General features: G+C 37.7%; 12 protein-coding genes. 8 read left to right on the plus strand and 4 right to left on the minus strand.

What is annotated here, in order from left to right:
* On the plus strand, positions 1–100 hold a 100-nt coding region (locus AT685_RS08725), incomplete at its 5' end, for an ABC transporter permease (protein WP_420021837.1).
* A gap of 20 nt (positions 101–120) precedes the next feature.
* The gene (locus AT685_RS02175) at positions 121–561 is read left to right on the plus strand and encodes an ABC transporter permease (protein WP_072151362.1); all 441 of its coding nucleotides are present in this window, start codon (positions 121–123) and stop codon (positions 559–561) included.
* On the opposite strand, the gene AT685_RS02180 is transcribed toward AT685_RS02175, so the two are convergent.
* From AT685_RS02180 to AT685_RS02195, 4 genes are all read right to left on the minus strand, one after another.
* Entirely contained in the window at positions 488–1,693 is a 1,206-nt protein-coding gene (locus AT685_RS02180) for an ABC transporter permease (protein WP_159420456.1), read from the minus strand. The two genes, AT685_RS02175 and AT685_RS02180, sit on opposite strands and share 74 nt — an antisense overlap.
* The gene (locus tag AT685_RS02185; protein WP_072151364.1) at positions 1,647–2,351 is read right to left on the minus strand and encodes an ABC transporter ATP-binding protein; all 705 of its coding nucleotides are present in this window, start codon (positions 2,349–2,351) and stop codon (positions 1,647–1,649) included. The genes AT685_RS02180 and AT685_RS02185 overlap by 47 nt, the downstream gene beginning before the upstream one ends.
* Positions 2,352–2,363: 12 nt before the next feature.
* Entirely contained in the window at positions 2,364–3,629 is a 1,266-nt protein-coding gene (locus tag AT685_RS02190; protein WP_072151365.1) for an efflux RND transporter periplasmic adaptor subunit, read from the minus strand.
* Positions 3,630–3,691: 62 nt separating this feature from the next.
* A complete protein-coding gene (locus tag AT685_RS02195; RefSeq protein ID WP_081040539.1) occupies positions 3,692–5,026 on the minus strand; it encodes a TolC family protein in 1,335 nt (444 codons plus the stop codon).
* 441 nt (positions 5,027–5,467) lie between these two features.
* Here AT685_RS02195 and AT685_RS08730 point away from each other — a divergent pair, with 441 nt between their 5' ends.
* The 6 genes from AT685_RS08730 to AT685_RS02230 all read left to right on the plus strand — a co-directional run.
* The gene (locus tag AT685_RS08730) at positions 5,468–5,626 is read left to right on the plus strand and encodes a double zinc ribbon domain-containing protein (protein ID WP_420021838.1); all 159 of its coding nucleotides are present in this window, start codon (positions 5,468–5,470) and stop codon (positions 5,624–5,626) included.
* A 166-nt stretch (positions 5,627–5,792) separates the two neighbouring features.
* Positions 5,793–7,484, plus strand: coding sequence for a PEGA domain-containing protein (locus AT685_RS02205; protein WP_159420457.1), 1,692 nt, complete (start codon positions 5,793–5,795; stop codon positions 7,482–7,484).
* Between the two features lie 581 nt (positions 7,485–8,065).
* The gene (locus tag AT685_RS02210; protein WP_072151368.1) at positions 8,066–8,899 is read left to right on the plus strand and encodes a cohesin domain-containing protein; all 834 of its coding nucleotides are present in this window, start codon (positions 8,066–8,068) and stop codon (positions 8,897–8,899) included.
* Between the two features lie 22 nt (positions 8,900–8,921).
* Positions 8,922–16,910 (plus strand): FG-GAP-like repeat-containing protein, encoded by a 7,989-nt coding sequence (locus AT685_RS02215; RefSeq protein WP_072151369.1) that lies wholly within the window; start codon positions 8,922–8,924, stop codon positions 16,908–16,910.
* A 902-nt stretch (positions 16,911–17,812) separates the two neighbouring features.
* Entirely contained in the window at positions 17,813–18,799 is a 987-nt protein-coding gene (locus AT685_RS02225) for a LacI family DNA-binding transcriptional regulator (RefSeq protein WP_267886270.1), read from the plus strand.
* Positions 18,800–18,817: 18 nt separating this feature from the next.
* Positions 18,818–21,078: TonB-dependent receptor (locus AT685_RS02230; protein WP_072151372.1), on the plus strand; the 2,261-nt coding region annotated here is incomplete at its 3' end.

The following is a 21,078-nucleotide window of genomic DNA, read 5'->3' on the forward strand; positions in this document are numbered from 1 at the left end:
TTCAATTTTCATTTCAATCATGGTCGGGGTCGTTTCTGGAATTATACCTGCTTACAAAGCGTCAAAATTAGATCCAGTTGAATCTTTAAGGTATGAGTAAAACAAAAACTTAATTTCTAAATGGCAAATAGCAGATGGAAAATTCTCTGGTTTGAGATAGTTGAAAGCTTGATCATGGTTTGGGATTCGGTAAAGGCGAACAAGTTAAGAACATTTTTGACTTTACTTGGTATAATTGTTGGCGTTTTTTCAATAATTGTTGTAATGACAGGTGTAAGAGTTTTACAAAAAAATGTTGAAAGCTCACTGAATTTTCTCGGGGGAAATACATTTCAGATTCAAAAATATCCCGCCGTTGTGATCGGTCGCTCAAACTGGGCAAAATATAGAAATAGAAAGGATATAACATATGAACAAGCTATCTATGTAGCTAAAAATGCAACTCTTCCAGAAGCTGTGGCGATTCAAGCTTGGACTGGTCCTAAAATTATTCAATATGGTGACTTGCCCATAGCGGAAGCGAAGTTGGGAGAATTTGATCAACGACGAAGCCAAGAATAACGGCAAAAATCAGCCCAATCGCACCACCGAAAAAACTTATTATAATTGCCTCAATAAGGAATTGAATTAATATCGCCCCTTGAGTTGCTCCAACAGCCTTTCTAATGCCAATTTCTTTGGTTCTTTCTTTCACAGAGACAAACATTATGTTCATAATTCCAATTCCACCAACGATAAGCGAGAGCAAAGTTATACCGAGCCCGACTGCGCCGATAACACCAACAGTTTGATTATAAGCATTTAAAAGTAATTCTTGTCTGTTAACCGAAAAATCATCCTCTTGCCATGGTTTAAGACGTCTCAGCGTTCTCATAATTCCTCTTAATTCCTCTATTGCTTCTTCTATCTCGTTCATATCCCTAACTTTAACCGTTATCGTTGCGCCCGTCCTCCATGGGAACATCTTTGTAAATTGACCGATCGGAATGTAAACTCTATCATCCAGTGATTCAAGTCCTAAAAATTTACCTTGTTTTTCCAATACGCCGACGACTCTAAAGGTTCTGCCAGCAATTTTTAAATCCCTTCCAATTGGGTTAACATTACCAAATAACTTTTCAGCGACTTCAGCCCCGATGACGCAAACAGGTCTTTCTGCCTTTACCTCAACTTCGCTCATAAATCTTCCAATTTCCACCGAAGCCCCAGCAGTATAAATAAATTCGTCTGTTGTCCCGATAATGACAACGTTTTCCATTGAGTTACTTCCGAATCTAAGAGTTGATCTGCTGAAGACCGTCGGTGCTACTGCAACTGCATAGGTTGATCTTTCTTTTATATCTTTGGCGTAACTTATTTTGATTTCACGACGATTTCTGTATTTCCACCAATCTTCCCCTGCAAACCAAGGCCATTTTTGAATATAAAGAACATCCGCGCCTATCGCTGAAATACTTGAGCGAAATGCTTTGCTTAGACCTTCAATTGTCATGTTCATCAATGTGACCGAAACAATGCCAATTACAATCCCAAGCGTTGTAAGTGCAGAACGAAGTTTATGTGCAAGTATTGATTGTATTGCTATTTTTAAACTTTCCTGTAATTGAAGAAGGAATTTCATATATGTTAATTTTTTTTCGTTGAAATCATCTTTGAGCGATGATTCTATCAACAACCTTTTCGTCGCTTTCAATCATGCCGTCTCTAATTCTTATAATTCTGTGTGCATGTCTTGCAACATCTGGCTCATGTGTGACAATAATTATTGTATTTCCCTTTGAGTGGAGTTCATCAAACAATGCGAGAATTTCAGCTCCAGTTTTTGTGTCAAGGTTTCCGGTTGGTTCGTCTGCAAGAATTATGGATGGTTTATTGACCAACGCCCGTGCAATTGCAACTCTTTGTCTTTGACCGCCAGATAGTTCATTTGGTTTATGATGTAATCTATCGCCAAGACCGACTTGTTCAAGCGCCTCACGAGCTAACTTCTTTCTTAATTCGCCCGGGACACCTGCATAAATTAGTGGCAACTCAACATTGTGTAGAGCATCAGCTCTGGGTAAAAGATTAAATGTTTGAAAAACAAAACCAATTTCCTTATTTCTTATTCTTGCTAATTCATTGTCATTAAGTTCGCTTACATTTACACCCTTTAAAAAATATCTTCCAGATGTCGGCGTGTCAAGACAGCCGATGATGTTCATAAGAGTTGATTTTCCAGAGCCAGAGGGTCCCATTATAGCGACATATTCCCCCTTTTCTATTTCAAGATTTATCCCTCTTAAAGCATGAACTTTCTCTGCGCCAAGGTCATAAATTTTTACGACATTTTCAAGTTTAATTAAAGGCATTTCTATACCTTTCTATTTTGTTTTTGTTTTCTCTTTTTGAATCCTAACTTTAACTCCATCCTCAAGTTCTCGGTTTATGGCTTTGAAGCTCCCAACGACCACTTCTTCATCGCCTTTTAATCCTTCGGTTATTTCAACATACATTTCTCCACTTATCCCTCTTTTCACTGGAACCATTTTCGCAACCCCATTTTCAACTATAAAAACGACCTCAACCATATCATCTTTATCATTTTTCTTTGTGTTGAGTTCGGTTGAGGGATTATCTACAGGTTTGTTTTTCTTTAACGACCTTACTGTAACCGCTTGAATTGGGACAGCGATAACATTATATTTTTTCTCAGTTTCAATATCTGCTGTAACTGACATCCCTGGGCGAAGTGCGATATCTTTATTAAGTATTCTGATTCTGACTTCAAAATTTACAACTTCTTCCTGCGTTCCTAATCCCTTCGTTTTAGCTGCGTTTGATATTTCGTAAACAATTCCTTTAAGTTTTTTCTCCGGGAAGGCATCAACTGAAAGAATTGCGGTATCTCCGATTGAAACATGAACTACATCAACCTCACTCACATCAATCCTTGCTTCCATCTTTGAAAGGTCTGCTATAACCATTATCACAGTTCCAGCCATTTGGCTTGTTCCAACGACTCTTTCCCCAACCTCCGCATTAATTTGGGTTACAACCCCATCAATTGGGGAATAAATTATGGTTTTTGCGAGGTCTTCTTCAGCTTGTCTTAAAGATGCCCTTGCTTGTTCAACCGCAGATGAAGCAGAAGAATATTGTGCTTTTGCGATATTGTAGCTTGTGCGTGTGTTTTCGTATTCAGCCTCTGAAATTAATTTTTTACTATAAAGTTCTTCGGCTCTTTTGAATTCTGATTCCGCTTTTGAAAGGTTCGCTTTCGCAATTTCAAGTTGTGCAAGTGCTGATTTTAAATTTGCTTCCATTGCTTCCTTGCGAGCAATGTAAAGGTCTGGCTTTATCTTGACGAGCAACTGTCCTTTCTTTACGCTTTGACCAACCTTAACTGGCATTTCCACAATTTCACCACTTACCTCTGCACTTATTTTCACTTCAACCTCTGGTTGTATTTTCCCGGTCCCTGTAACGATTTGTGTTATATCTCTTCTGCTGATCTTCTCAGTTTGAACAGCTACAACCTTTTCCCTCCCACCACTTAAAACTGCAGCGACCACCGAAGCAATAACTAAAACAGCAATTCCAGCAAGAACAAAAATTCTTCTCTTCCTTTGTTTGTTATTTTTTCCCATTTTTTAAAAGGAGTTTTTTATTTTAGATTACGCCAGCCTAATAAAGTTTGTTACAGTTACTCTTACTCTATATCAAGTTCGCCAAGTGCATATTGAAATTGAACTTTTGCAGCGATATAACTATAAATTGCATTAACTCTTGCGCTTACCGCAGTTGTATAATTTGCAGTTGCAATTAAGAGATCAAGCAGTGTCCCAGCGCCGATGTTGTATTTTTCCTCCGCTGTTTTAAGGTCAAGTTCAGCTGATTTAACCTGTCGCTCTGCTACTTCAATTTGCTTCATTGCGGATTCAAGATCAAGTATTGCTTTCTTCACATCTGCTGTTATCTGTCTCTTTGCCTGTTCAAGTTGAACCTCTGCATTTTTAACATTTATTTTTGCCTGTTGAACCTGTGTCTGGAGCTGCAACCTGTCAAATATCGGGAAGCTTATACTTATACCCCAACCCATTGAGCGATTTTTTAAAAGTGTTGAAAATTCATTACTGCTTAAATTATAACTTGCTGAAGCACTAATCGTTGGCATATAACCAGACATTGCAACTGTGACACCTGATTTCGCTGCATTTAAACTTGCAATTGCGCTTTTGTAATCGGGTCTTGAATCTATCGCCTTTGAAATAATAGCATCCAAATTCTTAACCTGCTCCCGTAGAGCGCTAAACTCTGTCGTATCAATTTCCATTGATATTGATGGATCTTCAAAATCATACTCATCAGATGGGATCAAACCAAGATAAACAAGTAAATCTGCTTTCGCTTTATCATAATCTGCTTGTGCTCTTATAAGCGCAAGTTCATCATTTCCAACTTGAACCTCCTGTTTGTAAACATCAGCGAGTGAAACCGAACCGACCCTGTTGGCTTCAACTATTCTTTCAAGTTGTCTCTGACTTCTTTTCAAGTTATCTTCAGCAACTTTCAATAATTGTTTGTTTCTTAAAACATTTAGATAAAGCTGATATGTTTGGAAAATTACAGATTGTCTTGTTCTTTTGAAATTATAGTCAGCTGAAAGGTAATTTGATCTTGCTCTATTTAAAGAGGCGAAATTTGCAAAACCGTTGAAAAGCAATATGCTTGTGCTTGCGGTTGTTGAAAATGAGTTTAGGGTTTGTGATGTTCTGAACGGAACAGTGCCAAGACCTGGGATGAATGTTAAATCTGATTCTCTTCTTGTTCTATTCCAGTTTCCAGAAAGGTTCAAATTTGGCAAAAAAACACCGTATGCTTGCATCACACTTGCAGATTGGGATCGGGCTGTATATTCAGCCTGTTTTATAGTTGTGTTATTTTCAAGCGCAATTTTTATGCATTCAGAGAGCGTAAGAACTTTTTTTGTCTGACCGAGGGCAAAAGCTGAAACCAAAGCTAAAAATAAAATTAACTTCTTCATTGTCCCAAAAATTTTTGTTTTAATTTATGAAATAACCCCACCCATACTCGGCGGGGCTAAATGTAATTCATTATGTTTAGACGAAACTTATAAATCGCAGTTTCATTTCCTTAAAGTTAGTTATTTTTAAACCTGCCGACACACCACTCCGCATTGGGAAAGTTAAAAGATCAAAGCCAAAAAAACAATCTAAAGTGAAATCGGCAAAGGTCCAGATGGATCCCTTTGGGACGATCCCCCTAAGGGGTCCTTAGGACATTCGGGACTTGCCCAGATTTTGGGATATCGTTTTGATTTTTTAATTGTGTTTTATCAATCCCTTGACAAAAAAGTTCCTCTTTAATATTTAAATGGCAAAATCTGGTTCTAAATGGTGAATTGTGAAAACTGATGAGCATGACTTGGTTGTCTTCAAGAGCCACCAAAGACTAAAGATGGATTATCGCCTTCGCTCATTTTTCACTTGAACAGTTTTATTGTGTTGTATGTGGCACAAAGATGATTGAGGAATGTAAAAGGTGTAAAGAGCCGATAATTTATCCAACTTCAAAATTCTGCCCAATATGTGGCGAAAATTATGGGAACTCAAATCCTACTTAACCTATTGACTTTTTATTTTTTGGTTTTTATATTTTAACAGAAAGTTAACATAGAGGGATAAAGTAAAATGAAGCGCATTACTTTAGTAATGTTAGCCTTCTTTTTATTTTATTTCTCATCGTATTCCCAACAAAGGGATACAGTAGAATCCCTAAGGGGGATAGGATTGAAGATAAGACCGGATAAAGGGAATCCATTCTTTAAGAAAAGCTGGGCTTTGATAATAGGTATTGACGATTATGTCAAAGCAAATAAGTTGAGATATGCGGTAAGCGATGCTGAGGCTGTTTCAAATCTTATGATTAAAAAGTATGGTTTTGGATCAAAATATGTCATTAAACTTTATAATTCCGAAGCAACAAAGGAAAACATACTTAAGGCATTTGAAAGGTTAATCAAAGAAACAGGCGAAGATGATAGAGTTTTCGTTTTCTTTGCCGGGCATGGTATAACTATGCCTTTGCCTGAAGGGAAAGAGAGAGGTTACATTCTTCCTGTTGATGCTGATCCATCCCAGCCTGTTTTGACTGCTATATCAACTGACCAATTAAATGAAATTTCGGAGGCGATACCGGCAAAACATTTATATTTTGTTATGGATGCTTGTTACGGTGGGTTAATTTTTGCACGTTCACAACCTATATCTGCTGATGTTGTTAATTTTATTGAGATCGTTTCAAAGAGAAGGACAAGACAAGCATTAACAGCGGGTGGTAGAGATCAACCGGTATTTGACACCGGACCAGGTGGACATAGTGTTTTCACATTTCATTTTCTTGAGGGACTTGATAAAGGATTTGCCGATTTAGATAAAAATGGTATAATCACCGCAAGTGAAATAGCAAGTTATATCCTTCCAAGGGTTACATCTGAATCAAAGGGACAACAAACACCGCAATATGGAATACTTGTTGGGGATAGGGGTGGTGAATTTGTTTTCATACCCAGAATGAGGGTTTCCCTGCTTGAAGTTAAATCAGATCCACCGGGAGCGGATGTTTACATTGATGGTGAAAAGCTTGGGAAAACCCCAGCTGAGATTGATTTCTACGATTTTGGAAAATTTAAAGTGGAAATGAAACTTGATGGATATCTTGACTATTCAAGTGAGATTGACATCACTGAAGATTATCACGAGATGAACATAAAACTTGAAAAGGCGGGATACCTTGAAATTAAAAGTAATCCTCCAAGTGCTGAGGTAATTTTAAATGATAAATCCGTTGGGAAAACACCTCTTTCGCTTCCGAAACTTAAAAAGGATAAATATGTTGTCAAACTCGCACTTAAAGATTATCAAGAATATCTGCAAGAGGTTGATTTGATTAATGCTGACAATGTTAAGATTGATGTGAAACTTGAGAAGATGCGTTCAAGAGTTAATTTGACTGGTCTGGTTGGAAGAGCTGATGTTATAATAAAGGGAGAGGGAATTGAAAGAAATATAACAAGATTACCAGCAAGAAACATTGAACTTGTCTATGGCGGTTACCGAATTAAAGTCAATAAGCCGGGGTATCATCCGTTTACGCAGGATATCCGTATTGATAAACCCGAGATGGATATTCCGCTTGTGTTGCAACCAAAATCAAAATTTAAATCAATTTTGTTCTCCTTTGTTATCCCCGGGACTGGGCAAATTTATATGGGAAGGAAAGGGCTTGGGACAACTTTACTTGTCTCAGGCATTACAACTGATGTGGTTACACTTGCTTTATTTGTTCAGTATCTGAAGTATAAAGATAACTATCAAACATACAGGAAGTTTTATCTCTCCTCAAATAACAATGACGATATAGAGAAATACTACTCGCTTATGATGAAAAATTACAATTCAATGAAGAAATTTAAAAACTAATTCTTAATCTCATCTGGCGTTGCGGGAGCAATATGGTTATATAATTTAGTTGATGCTGTGATCTTTTCGCCCGGTGAGATATACAACGAGCAACGCTTCAAGGTTGAAGTGGGATGGAACTCAATAGGAGTAAAGTTTAAGTTCTGACGGGATTGCTTTGTTAACTCACCCCCTTTGATTCCCCCTCTCTACAACTGTAGAGAGGGGGTTGGGGTGAGTGAGTTTCTTGACTCACCCCCTTTAGTTCCCCCTCTCTAAATTTTAGAGAGGGGGAGGGGAGTGAGTTTCTTGACTCACCCCCTTAGATTCCCCCTCTCTACAACTGTAGAGAGGGGGTTAGGGTGAGTAAGTTTCTTGACTCACCCCCTTTAGTTCCCCCTCTCTAATTTATAGAGAGGGGGTTGGGGGGTGAGTCGGTTTATCAACTCACCCCCCTTGATTCCCCCTCTCTAATTTTAGAGAGGGGGTTGGGGTGAGTCAATCTTCACACTCCCCTCTCTAATTTTGGAGAGGGGGTTAAGAGTAAAAAAATAAAATCACAGTGACGGTTAAAATTAAAAAATAAAAGTCGGGTTAAGCTGATGAGATACCTTTGGGTGTTAGCTATCGTTTTTGCAGGTTGCAATGTGATTACTGAACCACCTCCTCCTGAAAGAGAAAATCCAATTGATCCGAGAAATCCAAACTTTCAGCCACCAAGAGCTGAAATCATATCCGGTCCAGCTGATAACAGCACTGTCGCAGAACATACGGTGACATTCAAATGGCGTGGGAATCAGGCTGATTCACTGATGTTATTTAGTTATAAACTTGATAATCAAAATTGGTCTGAATGGAGCAATGTTAAAGAGGTGACATTTGCATACCTTGATGAAGGGAAACATACATTCTATGTTAAAGCAAAGTATCTAAATAATATTGAACAGCAACAGCCAACTCAAGTTAATTTTACAGTTGATGCTGTTAAAGGACCTGCTATTATGTTTGTCCCAAGAAAAGTTGAAGTCCGACCAAATTCAAGCTTTGATGCTGAAGTATATATTGAAGAAGCTGTAGATTTCGCGGGGGTGAAGATAATTATATCATATAACCAGCTATATTTTGATGTTGAAGATGTTCAAGTATATAAAGATTCAAAAAGCATATTGCTTAAAAATGGTGGCAGTATCATAGATTTCGTTAACATTGATAAAAGGGATGGGAAGGTGGAGATGAACTTAGCTGTCGCCGGGGGCAACCCAACAGATGTTAATGGAACTGGACCAATTGGAAAGGTAAGGTTTAAAGTTCTGTCTGATGTTTCAAGCGGAACCAATAGTGAAATTAGGTTTGATAACCGCTCAATAATGAGAAATAGCAATAATCAGACAGTTCAAATTAAAGAGCTGGTTCCGGAAGTTGTAAAGGTTTTTTAACAAAAAAACAAGCAACTTCGGTATGAGAAAACTTATAATGATTTTACTTATTTGTTTAAATTCTTTATCTTTGCTCTCTCAATCGTGGATTGTGTCAACCACGCCCGGTAAAAATGCGTTAAATGTTTTGAAAAATGCGAACATAGAGGTTAAATTTGCCAATGATATTGACCCATCAACGCTTACAAATGCAACTGTTAAGGTGCGAGGTTCAAAAACCGGTTTTTATGCTACAGTTATAACATATTCTTCTGATACAAGAACCGCTGTGATTGACCCGGTTAAGGATTTTAAACCTGGTGAGGTGGTGAGCGTAGTTCTAACGAGGGGGATAAGATTTGCAAATGGTGATTCAATTCCGGGTTCATATGTTTGGAGTTTTACAGTAAAGGTTGAGGATGGAAGCGGTTTGTTTGTTAGGGTGGGTGATGTTGGAGTTGGGAGTAACCCTCGTTCAATTCACACATCGGATTTAGATGGTGATGGAGATATTGATATTGTTGTTGCAAATTCTGCTTCAAACACGGTATCAATACTTCGCAATGATGGTGGTTTAAATTTTGTTAAGGTAAGTGATATTGGAGTTGGGAGTTATCCTTTGTCAGTTCACACATCGGATTTAGATGGTGATGGAGATATTGATATTGCTGTTTCAAATTGGAATTCAAACACAGTATCAATACTTCGCAATGATGGTGGATTGAATTTTGTTAAGGTAAGTGATATTGGAGTTGGGAGTGGTCCTTTTTCAGTTCACACATCTGATTTAGATGGTGATGGTGATATTGATATTGCTGTTGCAAATGGGAGTTCAAGCACAGTATCAATACTTCGCAATGATGGTGGATTAAATTTTGTTAATGTGGGTGATATTGGAGTTGGGATTTATCCTTATTCAGTTCACACATCGGATTTAGATGGAGATGGTGATATTGATATTGCTGTTGCAAATAATGGTTCACGCACAGTATCAATACTTCGCAATGATGGTGGATTAAATTTTGTTAATGTGGGTGATATTGGAGTTGGGATTTATCCTTATTCAGTTCACACATCGGATTTAGATGGTGATGGTGATATTGATATTGCTGTTGCAAATTCTGGTTCAAACACGGTATCAATACTTCGCAATGATGGTGGATTAAATTTTGTTAGGGTAAGTGATATTGGAGTTGGGAGTGGTCCTGTGTCAGTTCACACATCGGATTTAGATGGAGATGGAGATATTGATATTGCTGTTGCAAATGAGGGTTCAAACACGGTATCAATACTTCGCAATGATGGTGGTTTAAATTTTGTTAGGGTAAGTGATGTTGGAGTTGGGAGTTATCCTTGGTCAGTTCACACATCGGATTTAGATGGAGATGGTGATATTGATATTGTTGTCGCAAATTACTATTCAAGCACATTATCAATACTTCGTAATCGTAATCGTAGTGCTGATATAAGTTTGGATAAGAAAGTTTTATCGTTTGGTGATGTTTCGGTTGGTTCAAGCAAGACATTGTATTTGAGGATATACAATGATGGGGCAGATAGCACATTGTTTGTTAATTTGAGTATAGGGTCAGGTTCAATGTTTTCTGTTTCAAGGACAAGTTTGAGCATAGGTGCATCTGATACGGATAGTGTAGCAGTTGTATTTAGTCCGGCGAATTATGGTAGTTTTGAGGATTCACTTGTTATAACGAGCAATGATCCGAATAAGCCGAGGTTGGTGGTCAGGCTGGTTGGATATAGTGGGAATTATGTAAGTGGTGTAATAACTGAAAATACGATTTGGACGAGAGATAATTCACCGTATATAATTTCGGGTAATTTAGGGATAGATGCTGGGGTGAAGTTAAGGATAGAGCGAGGTGTTAGGGTTGTTTTCAAGGGGAGATATAATTTCAATGTAGATGGTATACTTGAGGTGGAGGGTGTAGAGGGGGATAGCGTTGTGTTTACGAGTTTATACCCGGATACGATGAGATATCCTGGGATAAGGTTCAGGAGTGGTGGTAGGGGGAGTTTTAGATATGTAAGGGTTGAATATGGGGATACAGGTATAGGTATGAATAGAGGGGAAAGCTTAATAATAGATAATTGTGTATTTAAACAGAATAATGTAGGGGTTAACATCATATCAACCACTAATGTAAGTATTAAAAACTTAACTTTTATTGGAAATGGAAAAGGCGTAAGTTTAATTTCGGCTTCAGCTATAATAGATAGCGCTGTAATTGTTAATAGTTCAAGTAGTGGCATATATTTGAAATCATCTTCAGCTTCTATTAGTAACTCATTGATTAAAAATAGCAATTGTGGTATTTATAATGATGAGGGATATGAAGGTATAACCTCAAACTTAACGGTAGAAAATTCTAGAATTATTGGTAATTCTTACGGTATATACTGTGCGGTTACTGAGTATAGTTATACCACAATTTTTGTTAACATTAGAGGTTCAGAGATTTCATACAATGGATATGGAATACTTTATGAACCGGGTTGGGAATCCACGAATATTTCTATTAAATCAAATGATATCAGTAATAATACATATTGGGCTTTTTATATGTATGATGCATATTCTTGGAATATTAGGGGAACTATAAGCGATAATTTAATTCAGAATAATGGTTTAGGCGGAATTTATCTTGGGGGCAGCTACGTAGGGATCAAAGGTAATTTCATTGCAAATAATCGTGGGGTTGGAATATCATCTAAATCAGCTGGAAGCATAGAAGATAATATTATATATAGAAATTTGAGTTATGGTATAGAAGTTAGCAGTAATGCTGCTATTCTGCGAAATAGAGTAATAAATAATTTATCAGATGGGATAAACACATCGGGTAATAATCAGATTTTGTATAATGATATTTATGGTAATGCTGGTGATGGGATAGAGGCATCTGGTAAGCCTGTTGTAAATTACAACAACATATATGGGAATATTGGCTATAATTTTAGGGCGACGCTTCAGGCGAGTGATTCAATAGATGCGAAGAATAACTGGTGGGGGAGTGTGGATAGGGATGAGATAAGTTCAAAGATATATGATTTTTATGATGATGGTGTGACGGTCAGGGTTAGGTTTGAGCCGTATTTGATGGAGAAGGTAGGCATGTTTGCGGTTACAGGATTTAGGGGTGAGAGCAAGGCTGGTGGGGTTATAAGGTTAAGTTGGGACAGGCATCCATTTGCGTCAAGGTATGTTTTGTATAAGGGTGAGGCTGGGGGATTGGATAGCACAACTATATGGGTTGAGCTGGATTCAAGCAAAGTTAGTTATGAGTTTTCTATTTTTGATGGTTTGTATAGTTTTGGGATAAGGGCTGTTTCAAGTGATGGGAGGTTTTCACCTTTGGTTGTAATAGATAATGTTTTGTCAGATTCAAGGGCACCTGTTTTGGTTTATGCGTTTGGGGTTCAGGGGGATAGTGTTATAAGTGTTAAGTTCAATGAGGCTGTTGATTTTTCAAGTGTTGCTGATACATCAAATTGGAGATTGAACCTGGGTTTAAAAGTTGGGAGAGCTTCAACGAGCAGGGGATATATTGTTGAGTATTACAATGGTGAAAATTTTGGGACATTTGTTGCAAGGGATACGATTAGAGATGCATCTGGAATTAACTTTAACTGGGGTTGGGGTTCACCGAGAGCTGGAGTCAATAGTGATTATTTTTCAGTCAGGATAAGGGGTTATGTTTATATGCCTTTAAGTGGGGTTTACAAATTTTCATTTGTTGTTTCTGGTTATGATGGGTATAGGATAATTATTGGTTCTGATACATTGAGGAATAAATTTTGGTATGGTTGGGATACGGTTAGGACTGTTACGAGGAGTTTTGCATCTGGTGTTTATCCTTTGATATTTGAGTTTCAGGAGTATTATGATACAGCTTCTGTTTCTTTAAGTTGGACAAGACCTGATGGTGTAAGTGAGTTAGTTCCGATATACATTAGACCTAATGTAGACAGTTATAATTTGCATCTTTCTTCTGGGCAGCGTTTGCCTGTTTCGGATAGTTTGATAGTTTTGAGATGTAGGGGTATAAGTGATTTGGTTGGGAATGTATCAGGGGAGCAGGTGATAGAGTTTTATCCTGATGATGGTAATAGTAATCCGAGCATAAAATTGTCTGGGATAGTTGGTGAGGTAAGCGGTGATGTTAGGATAGATTATGTTATAAGTGATATTGAGGGTGATAGTGTAAGGTTGAGGTGTGAGTATTCGGTTGATGGGGATAGTTGGTTTGTTGCGAGTGTTGTTGGGGATACTGTTAATATAGGCAGGGATAGGTATAGGGGTTATTTGATATGGAGGAGCAAGTTGGATTTGGCGGATTATTCTGGTGAGGTAAGTTTTAGAGTTACGCCAAGGGATAATGACCCGCATAATTGGGGAGCATTTGATTTGGTAAGATTTAAAATTGATAACTATCATAGACACAGGATAGTTTGGAGTTTAACAGATACATTGAGCGAATATTCTGATACCATCAAAGTTAATTATACTTTGATTGATACTACGAAAGATATTTTGAAACTCAAGGGATATTACCGCAAAGATGCAGAGGTAAATTGGAAAGTAGCAACTTTAATTGGAGATACAGCGAATCTTGATACGACGAAATATACAGGTATAATCAGGTGGTTAAGCAGGAGGGATCTTGATGGATACGATGGATATGTATGGTTGAAGTTTGAAGTAAATGATGGGTGGGTGAGTAATTCTGGAGATTCGCTAAGGTTTAAGCTTGATAATAATTATCCTCCACTGGCTATACTTGCAAGGGTGACATCTGAACAAAGCGATAGTGTGAGACTTAGATACACTTTGAGTGATGTTGAGGGTGATTCATTAAAGATAGTGGTTGAATACTCAGAAGATGGAAATACCTGGAGGGGTGCGAAGATAGTTGGAGATACAATTATAAAACCTTCAAATTATAGTGGGGAAATTGTTTGGTTATCAAGGGAAGATTTGCCAGGCAGGGATTTATATGTTTATGTCAGGCTGACGCCGATGGACAATGATATTGGGGAGGCTGATACTATAAGGTTTAAACTTGACAATAACTATCCTCCTGTAGTGAAAATTGATTCTATATATGGTATTAAGAGAAGAACGGGTGCATACAAGGATACACTTACCTTTTTCTTCTCTATTTTAGATAGCGAGGGAGATACAGTGAGGTTGAGGTTTTTCTTCAAAAATGCTGATAGCGTGGATGCTCCATGGAGTTATGTTACCGTGTCTTCGGGGGATACTGGGGATGTAATGCCTGGTAGATATACTTTCAAATGGGCAACCAATGTTGATCTTCCAGGTTCAGCTGGAAATTATTACTTTAAAATCATCCCATCTGATCTTGACCAGGGTTTGTCAGATTCCATATTAGTTCAAATTGATAACCTTGGTGTTCCGCATATTGCATTGTTGGATAGTTTTGCTGGGGAATATACGGGTGATATTACATTTAATTATAGAATAGTGGATGAGGAAGGTGACACGATAAAATTAGTTGCTGAATTTTCGCAGGATGATGGTAGAAGTTGGAGGAAAGCGACAGTTGTCGGTGATACACTTATCTCAGATAGCACAAAATATGTTGGCTCGTTGATATGGAAATCAAATATGGATTTATCAGGATTTGATGGTTTTGTGAGATTTAGGATTACTCCTTTTGATGCCAATAGAGGGATCAGAAGCGAGGTAATTTTCCATCTTGATAACAATGGGCCACCTGTGGTTAGTTTATTAGATACTTTTGATGTTGTTGGTGGGGATATTTTGATAAGATTTTTAGTTCGTGATTTAGAGGGTGATAGTTTGAGGTTTGAGTATAAGTATAAGTTTGGTCATAGTTGGAGGGATGCTGATGTAAGTTTTGGTAGTAGGCGAGGGGATACATTGTTAGTTATATGGCATTCGTATAGGGATGTTGTTGATACTTTTGGATTGGCATATTTCAAGGTGATTCCATATGATGTAGATGAGGGGGTTTCTGATTCAATGGTTTTAAAGCTTGATAATAAACTTGCACGGATATATCTTTCAGATTTAGATGGGGAGAGAGGTGGGGATATAGTTATAAGTTACAGGATTGATAATGATACTTTATCAAGTGTTTATTTGTATCCTGAGTATTTCCACAATGGCAGATGGAATAGAGCGACGATTGAGGGGGATACGGTTGTTGATCATCGTAAATATTCTGGTTCTTTCGTTTGGAAGTCATTGGAAGATTTAAGGGGTTATGATATTGATTCGCTTATGTTTAGGGTTTTGCCCAAGGACATCACTATTGGTGTGCCTGATACAATAATTTTCCATCTTGATAACAATGAGGTTCCGGTTATAAGATATATTGAAACATCAGTGGTTGAGGTATCGGGGGAGTTTGAGATTAAATTTGTTCCCTTTGATCAGGAGAGAGATTCATTGAGGTTTAAGTTTGAGTATTCGGTTGGTGATACAATGAGCTGGAAGAACGCAACGATCAGGATGGGATCAAGGTACGGGGATACGCTTGGGGTTATATGGTTATCTAATTATGATCTGGCAAATCAAGATGTTTGGGTTTACTTTAAAATAACGCCGTTTGACAGGGATACGGGTAAATATGCTATATCTGGAAAATTTAATGTTGATAATCAAACAGGTCCGATTATTCTTTCAACTTCTCCCGTTAATATCAGTTTTTACAATGATACAATTAAGATAAAATTTGATAGAAAGGTTTATGGAATTGGAAGCGGTGTGAAAATTTATGGAAGTTTGACTGGCGTGCATCAATTTAACAGTTTATCTTTTGATACTGTTTTTTATCTTATCCCATCTCCTCATTTCGCCTCTGCTGAGACGGTGACGGTGAAGATAATTGCAGATAGCATTAAAGATTCAAATGGAAATACTTTTGATGGGGATAAAGATGGTGATCCAGAGGGTTCGCCTGTTGATGATATAACTTTAACATTTGTTTCAACGATTCCAGGGGATTACAACTTTGATAAAAAAGTTAACATTGAAGATCTTGCTTTGTTCAGGGATGTATGGATAAATAATTACACAAGTAAAGAAATTGGACCTGCGACTGGGAAGCCACCTCAGATGATTGTTCAGCCTGATGGTAAAGTTGATTTTGAAGATTTGATGATTTTTGTCATGAATTGGAACTGGTTAGTTAAAACAGGAGGGTTCAAGTTGGCAAGTAAAATTTTGTTTGGGGATATGGATTCAAGCAAATTGATGGGCATAAGCAAGGCTTATAAGGAGCAGTTATTGATGTTTGATAAGGTTGAAACATCTAATAAATATAGTCGCATTGGTGGATTGAACAATAGGTATATCAGTTATGATGTTAAGTTCAATTTAACAGATGATTTTGCGGATACGATTTATGCAGGTGAATTTGTTCTCAGATATGATCCTGAAATTTTACAATTTGTTGGGATAAAAGACAATGATGTTTTTGGTAAACTTAACGATGGCAAGACAATCTTTTTGAGTTATGTTGATTCGGTAAACGGGTTGGTTATAATTAACTTTGCTAATTTTGGGAATTTAGGCATGTTAAGAAATGATGTTGTCGCAAGAATTGATTTTAAGGTGCTCAAGGAGTTGGAAGGTGAGGGTGCGATTGCCTGGGAATTGTTTGGGGTTTCTGGAAATGTATATGAGTTTTATGATAAGGTGGAACTTAACACTATCCCTGAGATTCCTAAAGAATTTGCTTTGTTGCAGAATTATCCAAATCCATTTAATCCGAATACGGTTATAAGGTATCATGTGCCCAGGTATAGTCGTGTGGTTATAAAAATTTACGATATCACGGGAAGAGAAGTCACAGTCCTTGTTGATGATTACTTTAAGCCTGGTTATTATGAGGTTGTTTGGGACAGCAGAAGAAGGGATGGGGTAGAGGTTTCAAGTGGTGTTTATTTTTATGTTATGGAAGCAGTTGAAGATACTCGTAATATTTTCAGAAGTGTAAGGAAAATGGTTGTGGTAAAATAAACTTTAGATATGGAAAGAGGCGCTTTTTAAACTCATCCCCTTTAATTCCCTCTCTCTAATTTTTTAGAGAGGGGGATGGGGAGTGGGTTTCTTAACTCACCCCCTTTGATTCCCCCTCTCTAATTTTTAGAGAGGGGGACAGGGGAGGTGAGTCAATTTCTTAACTCAGCCCCTTTGATTCAGCCTCTCTATTTAATAGAAAGAGTTAGGGGATGAGCCAATCTTCACACTCCTCTCTTTATTTGTAGAGAGGGGCAGGAGGTGAGTGAGTTTTTTAACTCGCCCCCTTTAATTCCCCCTCTCTAATTTTAGAGAGGGGGACGGGGGTGAGTCAATTTTTCATCCCGTCATTACTTGCTTGCGATGACAGTTGTCATTATGAGAGGCGAAGCCCCGAAGTAATCTTTGGTTAGATTGCCACGCTTCGTTTGCAATGACAGTTTGTTCTGAATGAGATTGCTTTGTTTGACTCACCCACTTTAATTCCCTTTCTCTAAATTTTAGAGAGGGGGACGGGGGCGAGTCAATTTTTCGTTCCTCTTTATTTTCCTTCTCTAACATTTTTGAGAAGGTGTTGGGAGGCGAGTCAATTTCTTAACTCACCCCCTTTAATTCCCACTCTCTATTTATAGAGAGGGGGACAGGGGGTGAGTCATTTTTTAACTTCAGAATCAGTTAAGTTAAACCTCAGGAAAGGTTTACCCTTAGGGAAATAGGGTAAAATATTTGTTTAGTAGTAGAGATAATTTTGCGGTTTTCTGAAATAAGTTTAGCGTGGCGGTGTGGTTTAATTTTTGGGATTTTTTCTGATGGTTTTAACTTGACAACGAAAGATTTTTTTATTATTTTATGGAAGCACTTCCAAAAATAAATGTTTTTCCTATGGGATAACGATTTACGACATAGCTCGTGAGGCTAAGGTTGGGATTGGGACGGTTTCAAGGGTTTTGAATGGAAATCCTCATGTTTCGGAGAAAACAAGGCTTAAAGTTCTTGAGATCGCGAGGAAGTTAAATTACCAGCCACATACTTATGCACAGAGGTTAGCAAAGCAAAAAGCTTATGCCATTTCAGCGGTAATTCCTTTCTTCACAAGCTATTTCTTTATGGAGGTTCTTCGTGGAGTTCAGAGTAAGATTTCGGAGATTGGTTTTGATCTTGTCCTTTATGGTGTAAATGATCCGTCAACCCAGATTGAGTATTATATTCAAAAAAGCACACATAGGGGGAAAGTTGATGGTGTTCTTTTCTTTTCAATGAAATTTCCTGAAACTTATACGAAATACTTTATTCAGCGTGGAATCCCAATTGTTCTTGTTGATACATTTCATCCAAAATTTGATTCAATTACGGTTGATAATTTCAAAGGGGCTTATCTTGCTGTTAAACATTTAATTGAGCTTGGGCATGAGAAAATTGGTATGATATGTGCACGGCTTGAAAGTATTCCAGCAAAGCAAAGATTTGATGGTTTTAAACAAGCAATTGTTGATCATGGGAAGAAGTTTTATGAAGAATTTTTCGTTGAGACAAGGGATACACGGCTTGATGGTTTTAATCGTGAAGCTGGATATTATGCATGTAAAGAACTTTTAAGTCGCAGTGGTGAAATTCCATCTGCTATTTTTGTATCAAGTGATATTCAGGCAATTGGGGTGATTGAGGCTTTAAATGAGAAAGGGATCAAGGTTCCTGATGATATCTCTGTGATCGGCTTTGATGATATTGAACTTGCAAGGGATTTCGGGCTTACGACGGTTAGACAGCCAATGTATGAGATGGGAGTTATAGCTGTTGAAAGGCTTTTTGAGAGGATGAATGATAAAGATGCGAAACCAAAGCATATTAAATTCATCCCAGAATTAGTAATTAGGAAGACATGTCCTTAAGAAAAAAATGAGGTTATCATGGATTTAAAAAAGTTTCTTCTTTTGATTTTTATCCCGGCGCTTGTATTAGCTGGGAATACGGGTAAAATAGCGGGGCGTGTGACAGATGCTCAAACAGGAGAGCCGATAGTTGGAGCGAATGTAATAATTGAGGGAACTTATCTTGGGGCTGCTTCTGATTTTAATGGAAATTATGTCATAATTAATGTCCCACCGGGAACTTATAGGGTAAAAGCATCTGCGGTCGGATATAAAGCCGTAATTAAAGAAGGGGTGAAAGTTTCAATTGATCTTACAACAAGGGTGGATTTTCAGCTTGAGCAAACTGTAATTGAACTTGGTCAGGAGGTTGTGGTTGTTGCAGAAAGACCACTTGTCCAAAAAGATTTGACTGCTTCAACCGCAATTGTTGGCAGTGAGTTAATACAAGCTTTACCTATAACTGAATTTCAGGAAGTTGTTCAGCTTCAGGCTGGGGTTGTTGCAGGGCATATTCGTGGTGGAAGAAGTGGCGAAGTCGCATATTGGATTGACGGTGTGCCGGTAACAGATGTTTATGATAGAAGTGCTGTGATTTCGGTTGATAGGAAATCAATTCAGGAGCTTCAGCTTGTAAGTGGTGCGTTTAACGCTGAATATGGTCAGGCGATGTCGGGGATTATAAACATAGCAACTAAAGATGGGAGCAATAAGCTTAGCGGTAGTTTTACCAGTTATCTTGGCGGATATGCAACTAACCATACGAATATATTTACAGGATTAGGTAAGTTTGAGCCGTTATCAATTAGAAATTTTGAGGGGAATTTAAGCGGTCCGATAGTTCGTGATAAAATTTTTTACTATTTGAATGGGCGATGGATTTATTTTGGCGGCTGGCTTTATGGTATAAGGAAATTTAAACCAGAAAATATAGTTGATAATCGTGATCCAGATCCAAACAAATGGGTGATCAGCATCAATCCAGGACAAGGTTTTGGAGATAGTGCCTATGTTCCGATGAATTGGAATCAAAAAATTTTCTTACAGGGTAAATTTACATTTCAAGTTTCGCCGACGCTTAAAATTTCTTACAACTACATGAATGAGTATATGAAATATCGCACTTTTGATTTTGCATTTAAATATAATCCAGATGGTGATTTAAATCGCTTCCATAAAGGGATTACGAACATTTTTACGATAAATCATACATTAAGTAAGTCAACCTTTTATCAGTTGAGTTTCTCGTATTTCTTTAAGGATTACAGACATTATGTTTTTAAAGACCCGCATGATCCAAGGTATGTTCATCCTAAACTTTTGCTTCAGCCAGGACCGTATAGTTTTATTGCTGGTGGAATGAAGATGGATCATTTTTATCGCAACACTGGGACATATGTTGCAAAGTTTGATTTGACATCTCAAATAACGAAGGTTCATCAGGTTAAAACTGGTGTGGAACTTAGATATCATACAATTTATTTTGAAGGTTTTTATCTTGATCTTTCAGATGAAGACAGAGCAAGGGATCCGATACTTGATGGGAATCCTTATGTTAAGACGAAAATACCTGATGTAAGCGAGCCAAGTCATACATTGTTCAGGAATCATCCAAAGGAATTTTCTGCTTATATTCAAGACAAGATGGAGTTTAATGAGATAATTTTAAATGTTGGTGTTAGATTTGACTATTTCAATCCTGATTGGCATATCCTTTCTGATCCATCTGATCCAAATATCTACCAACCTTTGAAACCGCAGAATAGATATTTTGATACGAATAATAATGGGATTTATGGTGATGAGGGAGATGTTCCGAAAACAGTTGATGATAGGAGAGCCTATTGGTATATTCGTGCAAAGCCGAAGTGGCAGTGGAGTCCAAGGATTGGGGTTGCTTTTCCGATCACTGATCGTGGTGTGATTCACTTTTCTTATGGTCATTTTTTCCAGATACCGCCTTTTGAATATCTTTATACTAATCCTGAATTTAAACTTGGTTCTGGGACTGGGAACATTGGACTTGTTGGGAATGCTGATTTAAAGCCTGAGCAAACTGTCAGTGGCGAGATAGGTGTTCAGCAGGCGATCACAAGTGATGTTGTAATTGAATTGACGGGGTATTTCAGGGACATAAGAAATTTGACTGGGACAAGGGCTGATGAGATTTTCATTTTTGGTGGTTCGGCTTGGTATAACAAATATGAGAACACTGATTTTGGCTTTGTTCGCGGGATAGTTTTCTCGCTTGATAAAAGATTTTCAAACAACTGGGCTTTGACGATTGATTATACTTTTCA

The sequence above is a fragment of the Candidatus Kryptobacter tengchongensis genome, from assembly GCF_001458555.1.
GTDB classification, from domain to species: Bacteria; Bacteroidota; Ignavibacteria; order Kryptoniales; family Kryptoniaceae; genus Kryptonium; species Kryptonium tengchongense.